At 47.7% G+C, this 20,632-nt stretch carries 23 protein-coding genes; 18 read left to right on the forward strand and 5 right to left on the reverse strand.

What is annotated here, in order from left to right; all coding sequences use genetic code 11:
* The first annotated feature begins 58 nt into the window (after window positions 1-58).
* Complete coding sequence (locus tag BFP76_RS06020) at window positions 59-1,000, forward strand: GlxA family transcriptional regulator (RefSeq protein WP_240513992.1); 942 nt, start codon at window positions 59-61, stop codon at window positions 998-1,000.
* 2 nt (window positions 1,001-1,002) lie between these two features.
* Here BFP76_RS06020 and BFP76_RS06025 read toward each other — a convergent pair whose 3' ends face one another.
* On the reverse strand, window positions 1,003-1,221 hold the full coding sequence (locus BFP76_RS06025; protein ID WP_099592282.1) for a DUF6500 family protein: 219 nt from the start codon (window positions 1,219-1,221) through the stop codon (window positions 1,003-1,005).
* Between the two features lie 3 nt (window positions 1,222-1,224).
* The gene (locus BFP76_RS06030) at window positions 1,225-4,056 is read right to left on the reverse strand and encodes a [protein-PII] uridylyltransferase family protein (RefSeq protein ID WP_133117394.1); all 2,832 of its coding nucleotides are present in this window, start codon (window positions 4,054-4,056) and stop codon (window positions 1,225-1,227) included.
* Between the two features lie 195 nt (window positions 4,057-4,251).
* Here BFP76_RS06030 and rpsD point away from each other — a divergent pair, with 195 nt between their 5' ends.
* Window positions 4,252-4,872 carry a 30S ribosomal protein S4 gene (gene rpsD / locus BFP76_RS06035; RefSeq protein WP_099592284.1) on the forward strand — a complete coding sequence of 207 codons (621 nt, stop codon included), beginning with the start codon at window positions 4,252-4,254 and terminating at the stop codon, window positions 4,870-4,872.
* Window positions 4,873-4,925: 53 nt separating this feature from the next.
* On the opposite strand, the gene BFP76_RS06040 is transcribed toward rpsD, so the two are convergent.
* Together BFP76_RS06040 and BFP76_RS06045 are read right to left on the reverse strand one after the other, a co-directional pair.
* Entirely contained in the window at window positions 4,926-5,870 is a 945-nt protein-coding gene (locus BFP76_RS06040; RefSeq protein WP_133117395.1) for a glycosyltransferase family protein, read from the reverse strand.
* 112 nt (window positions 5,871-5,982) lie between these two features.
* Entirely contained in the window at window positions 5,983-6,186 is a 204-nt protein-coding gene (locus BFP76_RS06045; RefSeq protein ID WP_099592286.1) for a hypothetical protein, read from the reverse strand.
* A gap of 198 nt (window positions 6,187-6,384) precedes the next feature.
* Between BFP76_RS06045 and BFP76_RS06050 the strand changes: the two genes are divergently transcribed.
* The 3 genes from BFP76_RS06050 (at window position 6,385) to BFP76_RS06060 (ending at window position 9,107) form a co-directional block, all read left to right on the forward strand.
* The gene (locus tag BFP76_RS06050) at window positions 6,385-7,617 is read left to right on the forward strand and encodes an MFS transporter (RefSeq protein ID WP_099592287.1); all 1,233 of its coding nucleotides are present in this window, start codon (window positions 6,385-6,387) and stop codon (window positions 7,615-7,617) included.
* Between the two features lie 66 nt (window positions 7,618-7,683).
* Entirely contained in the window at window positions 7,684-8,556 is an 873-nt protein-coding gene (locus BFP76_RS06055; protein ID WP_099592288.1) for a 50S ribosomal protein L11 methyltransferase, read from the forward strand.
* A gap of 53 nt (window positions 8,557-8,609) precedes the next feature.
* Window positions 8,610-9,107 (forward strand): hypothetical protein, encoded by a 498-nt coding sequence (locus tag BFP76_RS06060; RefSeq protein ID WP_099592289.1) that lies wholly within the window; start codon window positions 8,610-8,612, stop codon window positions 9,105-9,107.
* A 41-nt stretch (window positions 9,108-9,148) separates the two neighbouring features.
* On the opposite strand, the gene BFP76_RS06065 is transcribed toward BFP76_RS06060, so the two are convergent.
* Window positions 9,149-9,364, reverse strand: coding sequence for a DUF1127 domain-containing protein (locus BFP76_RS06065; RefSeq protein ID WP_099592290.1), 216 nt, complete (start codon window positions 9,362-9,364; stop codon window positions 9,149-9,151).
* A 187-nt stretch (window positions 9,365-9,551) separates the two neighbouring features.
* On the opposite strand from BFP76_RS06065, the gene ruvC reads away from it, so the two are divergent.
* The 13 genes from ruvC (at window position 9,552) to tilS (ending at window position 20,630) form a co-directional block, all read left to right on the forward strand.
* Window positions 9,552-10,064, forward strand: coding sequence for a crossover junction endodeoxyribonuclease RuvC (gene ruvC, locus BFP76_RS06070; RefSeq protein WP_099592291.1), 513 nt, complete (start codon window positions 9,552-9,554; stop codon window positions 10,062-10,064).
* Complete coding sequence (gene ruvA / locus BFP76_RS06075; protein ID WP_099592292.1) at window positions 10,061-10,735, forward strand: Holliday junction branch migration protein RuvA; 675 nt, start codon at window positions 10,061-10,063, stop codon at window positions 10,733-10,735. Before ruvC ends, ruvA begins: the two co-directional genes overlap by 4 nt.
* Window positions 10,736-10,752: 17 nt before the next feature.
* Window positions 10,753-11,787: a Holliday junction branch migration DNA helicase RuvB gene (gene ruvB / locus BFP76_RS06080; protein WP_099592293.1), complete on the forward strand. Its 1,035-nt coding sequence runs from the start codon at window positions 10,753-10,755 to the stop codon at window positions 11,785-11,787.
* The gene (locus BFP76_RS06085; protein ID WP_099592294.1) at window positions 11,787-12,440 is read left to right on the forward strand and encodes a hypothetical protein; all 654 of its coding nucleotides are present in this window, start codon (window positions 11,787-11,789) and stop codon (window positions 12,438-12,440) included. Before ruvB ends, BFP76_RS06085 begins: the two co-directional genes overlap by 1 nt.
* A complete protein-coding gene (locus tag BFP76_RS06090; RefSeq protein WP_099592295.1) occupies window positions 12,437-12,838 on the forward strand; it encodes a YbgC/FadM family acyl-CoA thioesterase in 402 nt (133 codons plus the stop codon). Before BFP76_RS06085 ends, BFP76_RS06090 begins: the two co-directional genes overlap by 4 nt.
* Window positions 12,839-12,948: 110 nt before the next feature.
* Window positions 12,949-13,644, forward strand: a complete 696-nt coding sequence (gene tolQ, locus BFP76_RS06095) for a protein TolQ (RefSeq protein WP_099592296.1) — start codon at window positions 12,949-12,951, stop codon at window positions 13,642-13,644.
* Window positions 13,645-13,653: 9 nt separating this feature from the next.
* Window positions 13,654-14,127 (forward strand): protein TolR, encoded by a 474-nt coding sequence (tolR, locus tag BFP76_RS06100; protein ID WP_099592297.1) that lies wholly within the window; start codon window positions 13,654-13,656, stop codon window positions 14,125-14,127.
* A 4-nt stretch (window positions 14,128-14,131) separates the two neighbouring features.
* The gene (locus BFP76_RS06105; protein ID WP_099592298.1) at window positions 14,132-15,265 is read left to right on the forward strand and encodes a hypothetical protein; all 1,134 of its coding nucleotides are present in this window, start codon (window positions 14,132-14,134) and stop codon (window positions 15,263-15,265) included.
* Complete coding sequence (locus BFP76_RS06110; protein ID WP_099592299.1) at window positions 15,262-16,620, forward strand: coiled-coil domain-containing protein; 1,359 nt, start codon at window positions 15,262-15,264, stop codon at window positions 16,618-16,620. Before BFP76_RS06105 ends, BFP76_RS06110 begins: the two co-directional genes overlap by 4 nt.
* Window positions 16,617-17,939 carry a Tol-Pal system beta propeller repeat protein TolB gene (gene tolB, locus BFP76_RS06115; RefSeq protein WP_099592300.1) on the forward strand — a complete coding sequence of 441 codons (1,323 nt, stop codon included), beginning with the start codon at window positions 16,617-16,619 and terminating at the stop codon, window positions 17,937-17,939. The genes BFP76_RS06110 and tolB overlap by 4 nt, the downstream gene beginning before the upstream one ends.
* A gap of 64 nt (window positions 17,940-18,003) precedes the next feature.
* On the forward strand, window positions 18,004-18,543 hold the full coding sequence (pal, locus tag BFP76_RS06120; RefSeq protein ID WP_099592301.1) for a peptidoglycan-associated lipoprotein Pal: 540 nt from the start codon (window positions 18,004-18,006) through the stop codon (window positions 18,541-18,543).
* A gap of 9 nt (window positions 18,544-18,552) precedes the next feature.
* Window positions 18,553-19,371: a tol-pal system protein YbgF gene (ybgF, locus tag BFP76_RS06125; protein WP_099592302.1), complete on the forward strand. Its 819-nt coding sequence runs from the start codon at window positions 18,553-18,555 to the stop codon at window positions 19,369-19,371.
* On the forward strand, window positions 19,368-20,630 hold the full coding sequence (gene tilS, locus BFP76_RS06130; RefSeq protein ID WP_099592303.1) for a tRNA lysidine(34) synthetase TilS: 1,263 nt from the start codon (window positions 19,368-19,370) through the stop codon (window positions 20,628-20,630). Before ybgF ends, tilS begins: the two co-directional genes overlap by 4 nt.
* Window positions 20,631-20,632: the final 2 nt, after the last annotated feature.

Here is a 20,632-nt window from a genome sequence, read left to right on the forward strand (position 1 = left end):
GGTGGCATGATGGTGATATGACTTGCGTTTTCGCGGTGTGCTGAATTAGACATATTTCATGCGATTTTGGACAAAACCACAGCAAGATAAAATCACTGTTGATATTTTGTTATTCGATCAGTTTTCCAATCATTGTTTGGCGAATTGTTTGGAACCCTTGCGTGCGGCAAATGATTTGGCGGGGCAGCGGATTTATCAATGGCGGTTTTTCACGATGGATGGTGGGCCTGTGCAATCATCCAGCGGATTACCGGTGCTGCCCGAACAAGCATTGGGGGCAGCGCAAAATGGGGAATATCTTTATGTGATTAGCAGCTATCATTTTCGCAAATTTGATACGATCGCAACCAAACGTGCGCTTCAATCGGCGGCCAAGCGATCCAGAAATATTCTTGGTCTGGATACAGGATCATGGTTGATGGCATCCGCAGGGTTGTTGGATGGCTGCAAGGCCACAATTCATTGGGACATATTTGATAGTTTTAGCGAAACATTTTTGAATGTGGATGCCAAAAAGGAACGTTTTATTTTCGATGGCAATCGTGGCACCTGTGGTGGAGCAATGGCGGCATTTGATATGGCGCTTGCGTTGATTTCAAAACTGAACGGCGAGGCGTTGAAATTGGATGTGGCGACATTATTCATGCACGACACGCCAAGCGAATTTGGGCGATCATTGGTGATCCATCGCGCCATTGTGCGCGATGCGGTGCATTTGATGCGCGCACATTTGGAAACCCCGATCAAAATTGCACAAATTGCTGAAAATTTGGGGTGCCATGAAAAATATTTACAGCGCGAATTCATCGCTGATCTGGGGGCGCCACCTGGGAAAATATATCGCTATATTCGCCTATCGGCCGCGCGTGATTTGGTGGTGTCAACTCAGATGCCCATATCGGAAATTGCGGTGCGCGTTGGTTACGATAATGCAAGCGCAATGGCACGGGCATTTAAATCACGATTTGGCCACAGCCCAGATAATTTTCGCAAACAATAAAATCAGTGCCCAGATTGGATAAGTGTGCGAATTTTATGTGCCTTTTCAAAATGATCCAGACCATGTGTCTTGATCCACCAAGTTGCCGCCTCCATCAATAAATCGGGATCGTCGTTTTTATTGGCAAAGAACGCGTAAAATGACAGGCCAACATTGTCCCCTTTTTGCGCGATCTTTTGATCACAGATACGGATGGCTTTGTCACGTAATGTCTGGCGCATTTATCAAGAGCCTTTTTTCGTAGAAATTTCAAAATGCGCATCGATGATCTGTTTGGATTTGGCCATGCGTGTTGCGATTTCGGCGCCCAATAATTCGATCGAAGCAGTGTCCGTTGCGTTTTGAAACAAGATTTCGCCAGCGGTGCTAAGCTCGTCAGATTTAAAATCCTCTTTTAATAGCAAGCGCTTTAAATGTTCGACCTTGGTTAAAAACAAATGGTTTTTTATTAATTCATTCCCGTTATCTTCGCTGATCTGCCCCGCTTTTATTGCCCCTTGCAATTGTCCCATCGGAGTAAGTGCATCGATTTTAGAAAGGAGTGCACAAGATTGTGCCAACAATTCAATTTCCAACAATCCTCCTGGTGCCTTTTTCACCGGCAGGGATGAAGCATTCCCATGCGGTTCGGTGCGAAGCCGTTCGATCATTTCAATGACCTGTGTTCGCACCACGGATGGATCGGTTTGGGATACCAGCACCTCTTGGCGAACCGAATTCAAAATATTACCGAGCTGATGATCCGCCGCGAGCACACGTGATCGGGCTAGCGCCAAATGTTCCCACACCCACGCCTTGTTTTTTTGATAATCTTCAAATGATGTAATGCTTGTGGCAACTGGCCCAGATCGACCAGATGGGCGCAAGCGCATGTCCACATCATACAGTTTGCCGTTGTGCATTGATGCAGAGAGCGCGGAAATTAATGTGCGTGTGAATTTGGCGTAATAGCTGCGCGTATCAAGTGCGCGTTTCCCGTCTGAATCGGCCAGTGGGTCGCCAGAAAAAATCACGATGATGTCCAGATCAGACGTACAGGTCATTTCCCGCGAACCAAGTTTTCCCATAGCCAAGACGGCAAATTCGCTTCCTGCTATTTTGCCGTATCGGCGTTCCATTTCGCGCCGAACCAATGCAACACAATGTTCAACGCTCACCTCTGCCAAATTGGAAAATGCACGTTCTGCCGCGCTGATGTTTAGGGTGCCACGCAATTGCGCAACAATGATGCGAAAATGTTCTTCGCGATGCCAGCCGCGAATTTGATTGAGCGACAATTCCAAATCATCGGGATCGCTAATAATCGCAGAGAATATATTCCGATACGTATCGCGATCTCGTTTTGCGGGGGCGAGGGCTGCGTCTTCTAACCCGTCCAATACTTCGGTTTGTTGCGCAAGGCTGCGTGCCAATGGCTTGGACAATGCACATATATCCATGACCAGTTTCAAGAGCTCTGGGCGTTTGTCGAATAGAGACAATAATTGAACCCCTGAATTCAACTGGGACATGAATAGATCGAAATGCTCCAAATGCTCGGCACTGTTGGGGGCATCATCGGCCTCTTGTAAAATGATCGGAATAATGCGGTCAAAGATATCTTTGGCGCGATCTGTGCGCAGGGCGCTGAACGATTGCCAGCGATCAAACATTGCTTGTTGTTCGATGTTTGGCGCATGGCCTGTGTCCGATTTGACATTGGCAACGCCCGTTACCTCGGTTGTGGCGCGTGTGGTTTCCAATGCGTTTAACACGTCTTTGGAGAAACTTTGCAAATCTGCATAGCCAGATAAATTGGCCAATTGTAACATGCCCTTGTCATTATTAGGGAGTGCATGTGTTTGTGCATCGCGTAACATTTGAATGCGGTGTTCAACATCGCGATGCTGTCGATAGGCATGGGTGAGTTTTTCTGCAATCTGGGCATCCAATCGATTGCTTTGCACCAATTGTTGTAATGCCTCTAGCGTATTTGGGGAACGAAGGCTGTCATCGCGCCCGCCATAGGTGAGCTGATGGGTTTGGGTGAAAAATTCGATTTCGCGAATGCCCCCACGCCCCATTTTCATATCATGCCCAAGCAGCGTTATCGGGCCATTAACACCTTTGTGTTGGCGTGCCTGAACCAATATGCTTTGAACATCTTCCATCGCGGCAAAATCAAGGTTTTTGCGCCAGATGAAATTTTGCAAGCGTTTCAGAAATGCATTCCCAGCTTTAATATCAGCAGCACATGCACGCGCCTTGATAAATGCGGAACGTTCCCATGTCCGCCCTTCGTTTACGTAATACACCTCTGCGCTGGACATTGTTGGGCAAACGGGGGTTACGGACGGATTGGGACGAAGCCGCAAATCAGTGCGAAACACATACCCATCGCCGCGCCGTTCATTCAAAGTTTTGTAAACGGCACGGGTAATTTTAACGAATTCAGCACGAATTTCATAAACGTCTGATGCAGGGTAAATCGTATCGTCGAATAAAAATATCAGATCAATATCGGAAGAATAGTTAAGCTCATGCGCCCCCATTTTTCCCATGGCCAAGACAATTAATCCACCACAGGGGTGGTCGTAAAAAACAGAGGCGGGAAGTGTCCCTTTGGCCAATGATTTTGCGATTTCTGCCTTACACGCCGTGTCGGTGGCAAAATCTGCAAATTCGGTCAATTTACGCGTGATGGTTTCTAGCGGCCAAATTCCCGACAAATCACAAATTGCCAACAAAAGAGCGACCCGTTTTTTTGCGATGCGCAAATGGGTAGCAAGATCATCACCACCTTGTGCGACAACTTCATTTAATATCGCGTCAAACACGGCGTCTGGATCGGTGTCCGATACCGTGTTAAGCCATCCAGCCTCGGCATTTAGTAATTCACGTAAATATGGGCTTGATCCCGCGATACCAGCAATCAATTCCTGTGCCTGTTTGGGCAATTGTTGATAAAATTGCACTGTGTCAGCGCCCAATTGGGAATCAAAGGCAACGGGGAATTTGGTGATGTCATTGCGAAAAATCATAACCACATTTAGATAGTGCACAATATGGATGGTCAAGCGCTGGATTATCCAAAATAAATGGGTAATGACGTGTTGACTCTGTCCATTTTGCGCCTATAACCCGCCCATCGCTGTGAAAGCAGTGACCATATTGGTGTTTGTGGCCCCAGCAATGGGATATGCCTGTCGCCCGACGCGATGATGCGAAGGGAAAGGAAAGCACCTTTCATATAAAATGAGAGGAACCAGCCAGTGACTAAACGTACTGCTGCCAAATATAAAATTGACCGCCGCATGGGTGAAAACATCTGGGGTCGTCCAAAATCACCAGTGAACCGTCGTGAATATGGCCCCGGTCAACACGGTCAACGCCGCAAGCAAAAATTGTCAGACTTCGGTATTCAGTTGCGCGCAAAGCAAAAACTGAAAGGTTACTACGGTGATTTGACAGAAAAACAATTCCGCCGCATTTACGCCGAAGCTGTGCGTGTAAACGGTGACACAGGTGAAAACTTGATCGGTTTGCTAGAACGTCGTTTGGACGCCGTTGTATACCGTTCAAAATTCGTACCAACAGTTTTCGCTGCACGTCAATTCGTGAACCACGGCCACGTGACAGTGAACGGTCAAAAGGTAAACATCCCTTCTTACCGTGTAAAAGAAGGTGACGTGATTGAAGTGCGTGATAAATCAAAACAAATGGCTTTGGTTTTGGAAGCAACACAATCCGCAGAACGCGATTTGCCAGAATATTTGAATGTTGATCATGGCAAGTTGACATCAACATTCGTTCGCACACCTGGTTTGTCAGACGTGCCATACCCAGTGATGATGGAACCAAACTTGGTTGTGGAATATTACGCGAAAAACTAATCTTCGCCGACATTCGAATTTTAAGGTCGCTCAGTTTTGGGCGGCCTTTTTCGTTATGAAGGAATGTTTTTAAATCGATCGGGCAGGATGAAACGATATTTATCGACATCTTTGGTCGCATCGGGATCGAAAAAATCCACGGGTCGGATGTTTGCGATTTTGCCACCATTAAAACGGTGAAAGTTGTCGTTGGTTATGGGTTGTTTCCGATGTTCTGGTAATAATTCATCAAACAAATCATGATGGATCAATTCCAAGGGGCTTTCTTCTCTTTTCCAAAATTTTGAAATCGATTTGTGTGTTTCATCTATTGTTTGTTTCCATCGCGATTTTTGACCACCGCGCATTTGTGAAAACGCAACAAGACGACGAGTTTGGCGTTGTTCAAGGTGGCCAAGATCAGCAAACCGAAGATGCACCAACAACAGATTGGTATCAAAACGAACCGGCCCATAGGCCCCATGCCCAGCGATATCCGCGGGCTCTCCAAGAATATGGGGTTTGCAGAAATTCCAGCGATAAGAATAATGCCTGCGCTGAGAAAATACATTTTGCAGCGGGTCAAATGGCGCATCGTTTTCATGTTGATAAATTTCAAGACCAACACCGGAACGGATGCCAATTTCAGGCAGTTCATCCAAATATCCACACAGACCATTTGCATGATCCGCCACATAAATTTCATCTGTATCGTTAAAAACGACACAATCATAATAGGATAAAAGGGATCGCACAAAATTCCCAATTGCCGCAAAACGTTGGTCGTCAAAGCTCCCGCGGCGATCTGCGTTTTTGTCATTCGCGGGTGTGTCAAATGGGATGTTTACGATATTTTTTGCGGCAGGAATGATCGATTTTGCAGATGCTTCGGTGGAATTGTGATCAATGATAAAAAGGTTTTCTTCGCCAAATTGACCCGCATAATAACGATACCAATTGGGAAGATAGAAATCTTCGTCACGCACCATGGTAAGTGCGGCATATCTGCGTTTAGTCACTTTTATCTATCCAATTCACCACTGTGTTTGATGCCATGATAGATAACGCAAAAGAAAAAGCCAGCGTCACATTTGATCGCTGGCCTTAGATTGTTTCAACTCATTGCGTAGATTATCGGCAAATACCCACATCGTCGCATAATACGCCCGCAGCACCACCGACGACGGCACCCGCCACGACGTTACCACCCGCAGTGCTTGCAACAACCGCACCTGTTGCGGCACCGACAAGCCCGCGTTCGGTTTCCGTATTCACAAAACAACCCGTTAATGCCAACATGGCGCTACCACAGATAATAAGAGATATTTTTTGCATGTTTCTGCCTTTGTTTAAGTCAGCACATTGTATTGCATTGACATGTGGTGATTGTAATTCAATTATTTGCGAGCGGCGGTTTTGTGCTGTTTTATATGTGGTATCGGCAAACCATTGCCGATGCAGGTTTTTCGCAAATCAAGAACAAATGAAAACTTGATGCTCGCAAAGGCGTGGCACAAGGAGTAGGGGTTGCGTATGAATAGTCTTTCGATATCTCAAGCCACTGCATTACCACGCTGGCGCCGCCCGTTCGCATTATTGGCCTTGATGACATTTGTGATGCAACTAGCCTATGCCACGTGGATGGCATTGCTCAATAATTTTGTTCATGATCGTGCTGGGTTCGATGGTTCAGACATTGGCTGGTTACAATCCATCCGCGAAGTTCCAGGATTTTTCGCGGTGGGTGTGATCGTCGTTTTATGGGTGATGCGTGAACAGGTTTTGGCGATTGTATCGCTTGTGGTTTTGGGGGGTGCGGTTGCTGTGACCGCATGGTTCCCAACCTTTGGCGGGTTATTGATCACAACATTTATTTCCAGCCTTGGGTTTCATTATTATGAAACGGCAAAGCAATCTTTGGAACTTCAATGGATACCCAAAGACCGCGCACCAGTGATGTTGGGGTGGTTGTTGGCGATTGGCTCTGCGGGTTCGTTGCTGGCATATGGTTCAATCATGCTTGCGTGGAAAGTGTTGGGATGGGATTACAACGCATTGTATATGGTTGGTGGGTGTTTGACGTTAATCATCGCGGTGTTTTGTTATTTTGCTTATCCGCCTTTTCATGGACCAGCGGTGCAGCACCGACATATGGTTTTACGCAAACGGTATTGGCTGTATTATGCATTGCAATTTATGGCGGGTGCTCGGCGACAAATATTTTTGGTTTTTGCTGCGTTCATGATGGTTGAACGGTTCGGGTTCGAGGTACACGAAGTGACTGCGTTGTTCCTTATTAACTATATCGCCAATATGATTTTTGGCCCGATCATGGGCAATCTGGTTTTAAAAATCGGCGAGCGAAATGCACTGGCATTGGAATATGTCGGTTTGGTTTTGATTTTTGCGGCTTACGGCGGGATCTATATCTTTGGCTGGGGCATTGTGTTGGCGGCGAGCCTTTATGTGCTGGATCATTTGTTTTTTGCATTGTCGATCGGATTGAAAACCTATTTTCAAAAGATCGCAGATCCATCCGATATTGCACCCACCGCAGCGGTTGCATTTACGATTAACCACATTGGCGCGGTGGTATTGCCAGCGTTGCTTGGTTATTTGTGGTTGGTGTCACCCGCATCGGTTTTTGCCGCCGCCGCATTCATGGCATTTTTGTCATTGGTATTGGCGCTTTGTATTCCGCGCAATCCTCGCGCAGGGCATGAAACAATTTTTACAGCATTGCATAGACAGCGCCAAGCCACGTAATTGCGCCTGACAAGCCAGACATGGTGGTATAAACAAACGAAAATTCGTAAAACTTCAGAGATAAAAATGCCCACATTCACCGCACTTACGACGCTTTCGAATAAACAAAACGCAGATGCATTGGCGGAAGCGGTTGAAAATATTCATCCCGAACCAACAGGTGTTGGCGTTTTTGAAATCGAAGATGGATCAGGCATGTACGAGGTTGGCGTGTATTTCATCGAACAACCCGATGACATCGCGCTATCTCTCTTGGCGGCGGCGCATGGGGCAAAGCCATTTGCGATTTCTGAATTGCCCGAAACGGATTGGGTTGCTGAGGTGCGCCGTGAACTGGCCCCCGTGCATGCAGGGCGCTTTTTCGTTTACGGAAGCCATGATGCAGACAAGGTTCCAGATGATGTTATGCCATTGCTGATCGAGGCTGCGATGGCATTTGGTACGGGGCATCACGGCACCACACAGGGGTGTTTAACCGCGCTTGATACGCTTGCCCTGAATGGGTTTCATGCAAAAAATGCAGTTGATATTGGCTGTGGTACCGCTGTTTTGGCGATGGGTGCGGCGTGTCTTTGGCCTGAAAATGTCATGGCAAGCGATATTGATGAGGTTGCGACCGAAACCGCATTGGCAAATGTCAAATCCAATGGATTGGAAGGGCGCATTGATGTGGTGACATGTGCTGGATTTGATCACCCTAAATTACATAGCAAGGCGCCATATGATCTTATTCTTGCGAATATTCTAAAGGGACCGTTGGTTGCGCTGGCACCTGATATGCAAACACATTGTGCGCCAAGTGGTTACGTTATTTTATCGGGATTATTGAACGAACAAGCAAACGATGTGAAAGCAGCGTATATCGAAAATGGCTTTGCACTGGTGGATCATTTGAAAATTGGTGAATGGTCAACGCTAACCTTGCAGCGAAACACTTAACATTTCATTTTTTTGAGTTATGCTACCGCATAGGGCTAAAACTAGGTGATGCCATGGATAACAACGCAAAAGATTTCGAAAAACGCTTAAAAAAGATTGAAAAGGGTTACAAAAAATCGGGCCGCCATAAGGTGGGCAGTAACCCAAAAGCAAAACCATATGCTGGTCGCGGCACATACGGTGCGGTTGATACAGGTATGAATTATTATCGTAAACGCGAAGGGTTCAAATTTTGGACATTCATGCGTCGGGTCATGTTTTTTGGTATCCTGGCGTTTTTCTGCGCACTTGGTTTGCGCGTGTTTATGTCAATTCAGATGGGTGCAGATGCGTATGACGCACGTGTGGCGGAACTGCGCGAAGGCACACAGGGTGAACAATACGCCGCTATGGGCATGCAACGTGGCACATTGATGTTAACAGTTGAAAGCTTTGTGCGCGATGTGATGAAGAAACCCGCTGAAAGCGCGCCTGCAACGGCATTGCCAAATGGCACAGCCGTGCCCGCCGATGCGCAAACCCCAAATGCAGAACAAGCGCCAAGCAATTAAGCATTGGCGCTTGTTAAGCGTATCAAAATGTCGGGGAGAGATTACATTTTGATTTTTTGGCAAACTGTTGAAATGTCGCCATAGCAAAGACCGATGTCTGTCAATTCGCGATCTGATAAACGAGACAGCTCTTTTGCGGTCAAACGGCGGGCATACCATGTTGCAACTGTTGAACGAACATTGTCCAAAACATTGATTGCGCGGAATACGGAGATTGCACCAAATGGCGCTGTTTTTACTGGTGAGTGAATAGCCATTGGAACATCCTCTAGTTGGCATGAATTTCTTATCCCGCATGTAGGGAGGCCATAAGTGATTCACAAATGCCCAATTGACATACCCGTGATGCAATCACTGCATATATTTTAAGCAAGCCATGCTTGGCACTTGGCAGATGTTCTTGTTTCGTGCTATCTAATGCAAAACAAAAACAAGAGGCAGGGCATGCGCGTTATTGGAATTGATCCCGGATTGCGAAATATGGGTTGGGGAATCGTTGATGTGTTTGGTTCCAAAACCAGACATATCGCAAATGGCACATGTCGTAGTTCAAACAAAGAAAGCCTTGCCATGCGGCTGATGTCGCTGCACCGCCAATTATCGGATGTGCTGGCCATTCATCAACCCGATACATCTGCCGTGGAACTAACATTCGTGAACAAAGATGGCGCTGGTTCGTTGAAACTGGGACAGGCGCGCGCGATTTGTTTGCTTGCACCTGCGCAATATGGTTTGGACGTTGCCGAATACGCCCCTAATCAAGTGAAAAAGGTTGTGGTTGGCGTGGGGCACGCGGAAAAGCAACAGGTTGATCATATGGTGCGGATGCAGCTGGGCGCGGTTGAAATACATAGTGCCGATGCCGCCGATGCCTTGGCGATTGCGCTGTGTCATGCGCATCATGCACAATTCGCAGGGCGGCTTGATGCGGCCATCGCAAAGGCAGGTGCGGCATGATTGGAAAAATCACAGGGCGCGTTGATTATCGTACAACGGATTATGTGTTGGTCGATGTGCAGGGCGTTGGTTACGTTGTTTATTGTTCTGATCGCACCTTGGCGATGTTACCGGGCAAGGGTGAAGTGACGGCGCTTTATACCGATTTGTTGGTGCGCGAGGATAACCTTCAACTGTTTGGTTTTTTGACCTTGGCGGAAAAAGAATGGCATAAATTGCTGACCACGGTTCAGGGCGTGGGCGCAAAGGCCGCGCTTTCTATTGCTGGAACTTTGGGTGTTGATGGTATTTCACGTGCTATCGCGCTTGGTGATATTGCTGCCGTGAAATCCGCACAGGGTATCGGGCCAAAGATTGCGCAGCGGATCGTGACAGAGTTGAAAGACAAAGCACCAAGCATCATGGCGCTTGGAACTGCGGGCAACACGACGGTGGAGGCGGACACGGATATGGTGATCGAAACGCCAAGCCCAAGTACCCGTGCAGCGTCATCACCGCCACCAGCGCAAACTGCGGGTGCGCAGGCCGATGCATTATCCGCATTGGTGAACCTTGGATATGGCCAAGGAGAGGCCGCCAGTGCCATTGCGTTGGTTTTAGGGGATCAACCTGATTTGGATTCAGGCGGGTTGATCAAGGCCGCGTTGAAACGCTTGGCACCCACGGGTTGATCGGTTAGGGCTGTTGCATGAACGAACCAGACCCAACATTGCGCCCCGACGAATTGCCCGAAGATATTGATCGCGCAATGCGCCCAAGTGCGCTGGACGATTTCATTGGTCAGGCAGGCGCGCGTGCCAACCTTAAGGTATTTATTGAAAGTGCGAAAAAACGTGGTCAAGCAATGGATCACACGTTGTTTTATGGCCCGCCCGGATTGGGCAAAACCACACTCGCACAAATTATGTCCAAGGAATTGGGCGTGAATTTTCGCATGACTTCTGGACCCGTTTTGGCAAAGGCAGGTGATTTGGCGGCGATTCTTACGAATTTAGAAGAACGCGATGTTTTGTTTATTGATGAAATCCATCGTTTAAATCCCGTGGTTGAAGAGGTGCTATACCCCGCACTGGAAGATTTCGAATTGGATTTGGTGATCGGCGAAGGTCCCGCTGCACGGACTGTGCGCATTGATTTGCAGCCATTTACGTTGGTGGGGGCGACAACACGGCTTGGTCTGTTAACTACGCCATTGCGTGACCGGTTTGGTATTCCAACACGGTTGGAATTTTATTCGGTTGATGAACTTTGCCAAATTGTGGAACGCGGCGCGGGATTAATGGGAATCCCAACATCCGCTGACGGCGCACGTGAAATTGCACGTCGCGCGCGTGGCACACCACGGATTGCGGGGCGATTGTTGCGCCGCGTTGTTGATTTCGCTGTGGTAGAGGGCGATGGCACCATTGACCAAAAAATGGCTGACAGCGCGTTAACGCGATTGAATGTTGATGATCTGGGGCTTGATAGTGCAGATCGCCGTTACCTACGCCTCTTGGCGGAAAATTATGGTGGTGGACCAGTTGGCGTTGAAACGATCGCAGCGGCATTATCGGAATCGCGCGATGCAATTGAAGAGGTCATCGAACCTTTCTTATTGCAACAAGGATTGATACAACGCACCCCGCGTGGCCGTATGTTGGCAGCGAAAGCATGGGCGCATTTGGGTCTGTCTGCGCCCAAGCCCGCACCACAATCTGATTTATTTGGAACCGGAAAGTAATGTCAAAAAACACATCTCCCGAAGCCATCGAAAAGCTGTTCGATCATAACGGAACCTATCGTTTTGCGCGTTGGGGGCGCCCGATTGCGCCAGTTGTTTTTGGTGTTGATGATGACACGTTGACGGCGATGAAATCGGCAATGGCAACCACGGTGGGTGTTGCCGGACAAACGCTTGTGGAAACAGATCCAGAACTTGGTTCAAATTTCATGTGGTTCTTTTGCCAAGAATGGAATGAAATAATGTCGGTTCCGGATTTGGAAAAACTGGTGCCAAATCTGGATCAAACGATTGTGCAATTGGAACAACGTAATTTAAATTCACACCGTGTTTTTGCATTTGATAGTGATGGTGCGATCAAGCTGTGTGTGATGTTTGTCCGCATCAAAGGTGAAATGGTGGATGTGCCTGTGCATGTTTTGACCACAGGTGAAACATTTCAGGCAATGGCGTTATGGTCACCCAATGCATTCCAAGACGAAAGCCCAATTGCGATTATTCAGGAAAACAACCTGTGTTTGGTCAAACCAGAATATGCCGCTATTTTGCGCGCAAGTTATGATGCAACCATGCCAGCGGTTGCGGATGATGCATCCCATGCGTTGCGCGTGTCTGCGCGTGCGCTAAAGCTGTGGCAGGATATGCAACAATGACCCCACATGAATTTAAACTGCATGTGTTTTACGAAGATACGGATATGGCGGGTATTGTGTATTATGCCAATTACCTGAAATTCATTGAACGTGGACGATCCACATTAACGCGTGAAATCGGTATCGATCAGCTGGAAATGCAACGCAATGGTGTTGTTTTTGCAGTGCGAAAAGTCGAAGCTGAATACCTTGGCGCCGCAAAATTGAATGACGAATTGGTGATTGCTACAGTTTTGCAACAAGTTAAGGGTGCAAAAATACTGTTTCAACAGGAAGTGTTGCGTGGTGATGAACTATTGTTTTCCGCTTTGATAACAGTGGTTTGCATTGGCGAAAACGGTCGCGCAACGCGTATTCCCGCAGATGCGTTGCAAAAATTCCAGAAATTTTCCGCTTAAAGCGTTAAACGCACCCAAAAATCTAGTTTTTCCTAAAAAAACCCGTTAAACTGACCCGATAATAATAATCGCCACGTAAAAATACGGGCATAGGCAGAACGAGCGGTAACATGGAAGCAGAAGCACTTGGTGCGGCAGCAGAAATTGATTTTTCTATGCTGACTTTATTTTTAAGAGCAACTCTCACTGTAAAAATTGTGATGTTAATATTGATTTTCGCGTCCGTGTGGTCGTGGAGCATTATCATCCAAAAATTTATCAATTACAAAAAAGCCAAAGAAGAATCCGCGATGTTTGATCGCGCGTTCTGGTCGGGTGAACCACTTGATAAATTATACGAGCGAACAGGATCGGAACCAAAAGGTGGATCTGAACGGATATTTGCCGCCGCAATGGGTGAATGGCACCGTTCATATCGCCAAGATGGCGAATTGATCGCAGGTGTTCAGCAACGTATCGATCGTTCAATGGATGTTGCCATCGCGCGCGAGAGCGAAAAATTGAACAACGGTTTAACCTTTCTGGCAACCGTTGGATCAATTGCGCCTTTTGTGGGTTTGTTTGGCACCGTTTGGGGCATTAAAAACGCATTCGAAGAAATCGCCATTCAGCAAAATACCAACCTTGCCGTTGTGGCACCTGGTATCGCAGAGGCGCTGGTCGCAACCGCGCTTGGTCTATTGGCCGCGATCCCCGCGGTGATTTTTTACAATAAACTGTCTACGGATGCCGATAAACTAATCGGTGATTACGATAGTTTCGCCGATGAATTTGCAACAATTCTGTCACGTCAAATCGATAGCTAGGAGGCCATCATGGGTGCAGGTGTAGTGCAACGTGGTGGCGGCGGTGGCGGTAAGCGCCGAAGCCACGCAAAACGCAGACCAATGTCAGAAATAAACGTGACACCATTTGTGGATGTGATGTTGGTTTTGCTGATCATCTTTATGGTGGCGGCACCATTGTTGACGGTTGGTGTTGAAATTGATTTGCCGGACACAAGTGCCGAAGCATTGCCAACAGAACAAGAAGAACCGCTCACAATCACAATTAGTGCCGATGGTGAAATCCAAATTCAAAACGAAGGTTTGAACGGTGCGCCGTTGATTGCAAAACTCAAAGCAATCGCCGCAGAACGTGAAAGCGACAAGGTGTTTTTACGCGCAGATGGCGGCGTAAGTTATAGCGTCGTTGCCGAAGTAATGGGCGCGTTGAACAGCGGTGGATTCAAAAACATCGGACTTGTCACCGACGCAGGTGGCCCCGCACTTGATGGGACAGACCAGTAACCAAATGGATACCGGGATTAAAATATCAGCATCAGCGCATGCGGCATTGATTGCCGCTGCGATTTTTTCTGGACAACTTTTCCGTGCCGCCCCAGAGGATACGGTGGCGGTTGCACAAGTGTCGCTTATTTCTGGTGATGAATTGGATGCAATGACAATCCAAACGGTGGACGAAACCAATATTGACGAACCAACGCCATCAATCACGCAACCAAGCGAACCCGCTGTTGTGGAACCCGAGGTCGCGGAACCAGAATCAAGCCCGCCAGAGGTTGAAGAACCTGCACCTGTTGGTGAGGTTGAAACCACAGATGTTGGCACAGATGCAATCATCGAACAAGCAGGCGAAGTCAAAGACGAAGAATTTGCGATGGCCGCACCAAAACAAGCGGATATCGTGACAGATCAGGTGACCGAAAAACCCGAAGATATTGCCAAGCCTGTGGAACAAGCCATTCCGTCTGTTACACCAAAAGAAAAGCCCAAGGATTTGGTGGAGCCAAAAGAAGAAGCAACGCCCAAAGAAACCACAACCAAGGTTGTGACAGAGGCGGATGAACTAAACCAAAACGATCCAATGAAGACAGTGCGCCCAAAAGGACGCCCGCAACAATTGGCGAAACTGGAAGAACCCGCAGAGGAAAAGCCAGAACCCAAACCCGCGCCAAAACCGGAAACGCAACCCGATCCAACACCCGCGATTGATCCATTGGAACAAGCGATTTTGGATGACCTGAAAGCAGAAGAGGCAAAGCGCACAGCCGCCGCTGAAACTGGTGTTGCAAATGCAACGGCGGGCGAATCCAACGTGCGCAAAGGTTCACCATTGTCGCAATCCGAAAAGGATGGTTTGATATTCGCAATCAAGGAATGCTGGAATGTACCCTTTGGCATTGAAAATGCAGAAGAGCTCGCCGTTACAGTTGGATTTGAATTGCATCCTGATGGGCGTTTAAAGGGGCAGATTAATTTCCTATCTGAGGGGGATGAAAACTCTGGCCTAACAGCAGTGGCATATCGCGCTGCGCGTTCTGCTATTGTGCGTTGCTTGCCCTATGACAAACTGCCCCAAGAAAAATACGATTCTTGGAAAAAGGTAGAAGTCACATTTGACCCCAAGAAAATGGTGCTGCGATGAGCTTTGATCGCGAAAAATGGACAATTATTGGTGGCGTTTGCGCCATGGTGTTGTCGGGGGGCTTGGTCGCGGCAACGTGGATTGGTGGCCCTGCGGATGTTGTGGCCATCGATGATCAGGTACCCGAACGCACATTAAATGCGCAAAAGGAAATCGAAGATATCGCCGCTGCAGAGAAAGCCGCGAAAGCCAAAGAAATCGCCGATCAAAAAGAACGTGATCGTATCGCCGAGATTGCCAAGAACAAAGCAATCGAAGAGCAAATCGAACGTGAACGGATGGTGAAACTGGCGGCAGAAGAGCATGAACAAGAGGTCGCCGCACAATTCATAGCGAGCAAAGTCACCACCGCCGAAATCAAAAGACAATCGCAAACCACAGCACAAGATGTTGAAAAAGATGTGGCAACACCACCTGTTGATCCTGTGGCGGAAACAGGCAGCGAAATTGCCCAACAGAGTGTGACAAAAACAGAAGAAACCCCAGCCGAGCTTGCCGCAAAAGCCAAAGAAATTGCCGATCAAAAAGAGGCGGAACGCGTTGCAGAAGAAAAACGACAAAAGCGGATCGCACAGCGCAAACTTGCACAAGAAAAAGAAGCCGCAAAATTACAAGAGTTAAAGGCGGCACAAGAACGTGCGCAAAAACTTGCGGCGCGCAACAAAGCAGCCGCAGAAAAACGCCAACGTGAATTGGCCTCAGCTCAGAAAAAGCTGGAAGAAGCACAGAAAAATTCGATCGAAGCGTCAATGCCAAGTGCCGTAGCATCGGTGACAGATGCCACGCCTCCTTCCAATGAAACGATGGAAAAGGCAGAGCTAACCAAGGTTACCGATTTGGAAGTCAATCAAGATCCCATTGCACAGGACCCGCCAAACGCAATGGCGCAGTTCAACGTGGCCATGATTGCGAAATTTGCCAAGGAAAAAGACATTGCACGTGCAAAAATGCGCGAAAGAAAATTGAACCCAACCGCATTCCAACCAAAGAAAGCGGCAACAAAGTCAGCAGAAAAGGTTGCAAAAACAGCAACAAACAATGCGAATTTGCTGCCGCGTGTTGCCAAAAATTCGGTTGCGGCACAGATCGCGGCGTGTTGGAAATCTCCGCAATTGTTTGCAGAAAATAACGATAACCGTATCACATTACGTGTTGCGTTAAATAAACAAGGGTTCATGTTAAGTAGCCCAAAACTAACCAATTGGACCGCCGATAATTTTGCCAGATCGGATGGTTTTAGCATGGCGCGTCGCGCTTTGACGCGTTGCCAACCTTATCAATTGCCTGTTCAAAGCTACGCTTCTTGGCGTAATCTTTCGATTGTGTTCGGGCCTAAATCAGTGAGTGTGAAATGACGAATTTCTTGAAATCACTTGCAATCGCAAGTGTGATTGCCGCCCAACCGTATTGGGTTTGCGCCCAAGAAGAAGGCGCATTGCGCATTACCATTGAAGAGGGCATCATCGAACCTATGCCCATTGCCGTGCCAACATTTGTGGTGGGAAATGGCGCAGGTGAATATGCACAAAAAGTGACAGATGTTATCATTCAGGATTTGGTCGGAACTGGATTGTTTCGCGCCATTCCACAGGATGCGCATATTTCAACGGTAACAGATTTTTCTGCGCCAGTTGAATATGCTAATTGGAAAGCGATCAACGCTGATGCGTTGGTGACAGGCAATGCGACCAATGCGGATGGCAAGCTTACATTGCAATTTCGCCTGCACGATGTCACCGGACAGCGCAATATTGGTGAAGGCATGCAATTTGTCGCTGGATCGGACAGCTGGCGGCGCATGGCGCATAAGGTGGCCGATGTGATTTATGCACGCCTAACTGGTGAAGAAGGCTATTTCGATAGCCGCGTTGTTTATATCGCCGAAGAAGGTGCAAAAAATGATCGTAAAAAACGCCTAGCGGTTATGGATTATGATGGTGCGAACATTCGCTATCTTACTGATAGTAATTCAATCGTATTGGCTCCGCGCTTTTCACCAAATGCACGTGAAATTGTTTATACGAGTTATGAAACAGGGCAGCCAACGGTGTTTACGATGAATGTGGATACGCTTGCGCGACGTGCACTTGATCAAACACCCGGTATGACCTTTGCGCCACGATTTTCGCCTGATGGAACCAAGGTTGTTATGTCACTTGCGGATCGCGGTAACACCGATATTTATATGATGGATATTCAATCGGGGCAAAAAACGCGTTTGACAGATTCAGCGGCGATTGAAACCGCGCCAAGTTTTTCACCAGATGGTTCGCAACTTGTTTTTGAATCGGATCGCGGTGGCGGACAACAAATTTACATTATGGATGTTAACGGTAGTGGCGTTCGCAAGGTCAGCAATGGCAACGGGCGATATGGCACGCCGGTCTGGTCGCCGCGTGGTGACATGATTGCGTTTACAAAGATGGTCAATGGCCGGTTCCACATTGGTGTGATGCGCACAGATGGCAGTAATGAAAAATTGTTAACTGCCTCTTTTTTGGACGAGGGTCCAACATGGTCGCCCAACGGGCGCGTTGTGATGTTTTTTCGTGAAACACCGGGGGAAAGTGGCGCACCATCGTTACATTCGGTTGATATTACGGGGCGAAATTTGAAAAAAATTCCAACCCCAACTTTTGGGTCTGATCCTGCGTGGTCAAATCTGTTAAACTAAGGAAAGTGGGCGGTGCCCAAATAACAATAACCAGCGGAAAATCCGCGATAAAAAGGTAGAGCAAATGCAGATTACAAAATTAGCGATTGCCGCGATTGCGGTGTTAAGCGTTGCAGCATGTGACAAAAACAAAGGTTTGGATGACGGACCGATGGATGGCGTCAACGGTGCAAATGGCGCAAATGCGGGAATGGTGGGAAATTCTGATAACATTTCATCATCAAGTCTGGACCCATCCAGCATCGCATATTTCAAAGAAACAATTGGTGATCGCGTGTTGTTCGCCGTTGATCAGGTACAGCTTTCACCCGAAGGTGCCGCAACATTGGATAAACAAGCGGGCTGGTTGATCGCAAATCCAAATGTGACGATTTTGATCGAAGGTCATGCGGATGAGCAAGGCACACGTGAATATAACCTTGCCCTAGGTGCGCGTCGCGCAAGTTCTGTATCAAATTATCTTGCAAGCAAAGGTGTGCCAGATTCACGTCTGAAAACCATCACCTATGGCAAAGAACGTCCGTTGGAAGTATGTTCAACAGAAGTTTGTTATGCCAAAAACCGCCGCGCAGTGACCGTGGTTGCTGGCGGATTGGGAAGCTAGGAAAACGTGATGAAATTGGCCAAATCATTTGTCTTGACCGCATCGATCGCATTTTTTGCGTTCGATGCCAGCGCACAAGATAACAGCCAGACATTGGCCGATATCCGTGCCGAGATGACATATCTATATGCAGAAATTCAAAATCTGCGAAACGAATTGTCGGAAACGGGCAATGCAACGGCGCCCGCAAATTCGGGCCCAGCATTGTTGCGGGTGGATCAAGTTGAAAATGATTTGCGCCGGATCACGGGGCAGATTGAACAACTGGAATATCGCATCGATCAAATTGTCAAAGACGGCACTAACCGTATTGGTGATTTGGAATTTCGGTTGGTTGAACTGGAAGGTGGCGATATTACCCAGCTTGGCAAAACACCAACTTTGGGTGGTGATGTGGGTGCGGCACCATCTGCAACTGTTGATACTGGTGCAGGCATGGAATTGGCCGTTGCTGAAAAATCGGACTATGAAACCGCTGTTGCAATGTTTCAGTCGGGCGACGCCGCGGGCGCAGAAACCCAATTTGCATCATTTTTGCAAAATTACCCAGGTTCACCTCTGACCGCATCCGCGCAATATTGGCAAGGTGAAGCACAGGCGAGCCTTGGCAATTGGAATGATGCATCGCGAAATTTCTTGGCCAGTTTGAAACAAGACGGAGCAAGCGAACATGCGGGCAAGGCTATGTTGGGGCTTGGCATCGGATTGGCGCGTTTGGGTAAAACCGAGCAAGCTTGCCAAACGTTAAACAGTATCGCAACACGATACCCAAATGATACGGCAGTTGGCCAAGCAAACGCCGAAGCAATCGAGCTTGGTTGTTCTTGAATACGCAAAAGACATCGCTTGACTTAACCCCATTTAATCAATGTTTAACCGCGCTTAGCGATGGTGCGATTGGTGCGGCGGTTTCAGGGGGAAGCGATTCAATTGCCATGTTAACCCTGCTTGCCGATTGGTGCGCACAAAACGAGCGAAACCTCTTCGTTGCAACGGTGAACCACAATCTGCGCAAAGAGGCCGCATCAGAGGCCGCATTTGTTGCTGAATTTTGTGCGAAACGCGGGATCGCACATGAAACATTGATTTGGTCGGGTTGGGATCAGCAGGGAAATCTGCAAGATGCGGCGCGAAATGCGCGTAAACATCTTTTGTCTCAATGGGCCAAGAAAAACGCAATTCAAACCATCATGATTGGCCATACCAAGGATGATCAGGCCGAAACGGTTTTGATGCGATTGCTACGGGGGTCGGGTGTGGATGGGATCAGTGGCATTTTTCCAATTGAAGTTGCTGATGGCTTGACGTGGATGCGTCCATTGCTTGAATATAATCGGCAAGATCTGCGTGACTACCTTGTATCCATCAATCAAACTTGGGTTGATGACCCAAGCAATACTGAAACGCGATTTGATCGTGTAAAGTTGCGTAATATATTACAAGATATCAAAGACGCGGGATTATCCACGCATGGGATTATGACCACGGCGAATAATATGAAACGCGCACGTCATTATCTGGAAAACGCATTGTCGAATGCAGCCAGTGATATTTGCCAAGTCACGGGCGCTGGATCTATTTTAATAGATAAAGCGAAATTTTGCGTGCTTGATGCCGAATTACGCCTTCGTCTTGTCGCGCATTGTTTAAAACAAATTTCAGGCGGCATCTATCCTCCGCGCTTAAATGCGTTGGAAATGGTTGTTGGGCGATTATTGTCAGGGCAATCAGCGTCGTTAAACGGTTGTCTGCTTCGGTTACGAGTGGATAAGATGATTGAAATTTCGCGCGAACCCAATGCCATGTCGTCACAACAAGGAATTACCAATCTTTTTGATAATGTTTGGGAAATTACATCGGCGCAAAAATCCAGTGACGTGATTGTTGCGCCGTTGGGCGAAACGGGTATTTCGCAAGTTACAGATTGGCGTGAACTTGGGTTTTCACGATACGCGTTGATGGCCACGCCGGCCATTTGGCGAAAAGAGGAATTGATAGCCGCGCCAATTGCGGGTATGTGCAATGGCTACACCTGTCGATTGACGTGGGGTTATCACGAGTTCTTGACGTCGATCCTGACGCATTGAAT

Origin of the sequence: Paramylibacter kogurei, assembly GCF_002742285.1 — a bacterium.
Lineage (GTDB): Bacteria > Pseudomonadota > Alphaproteobacteria > Rhodobacterales > Rhodobacteraceae > Amylibacter > Amylibacter kogurei.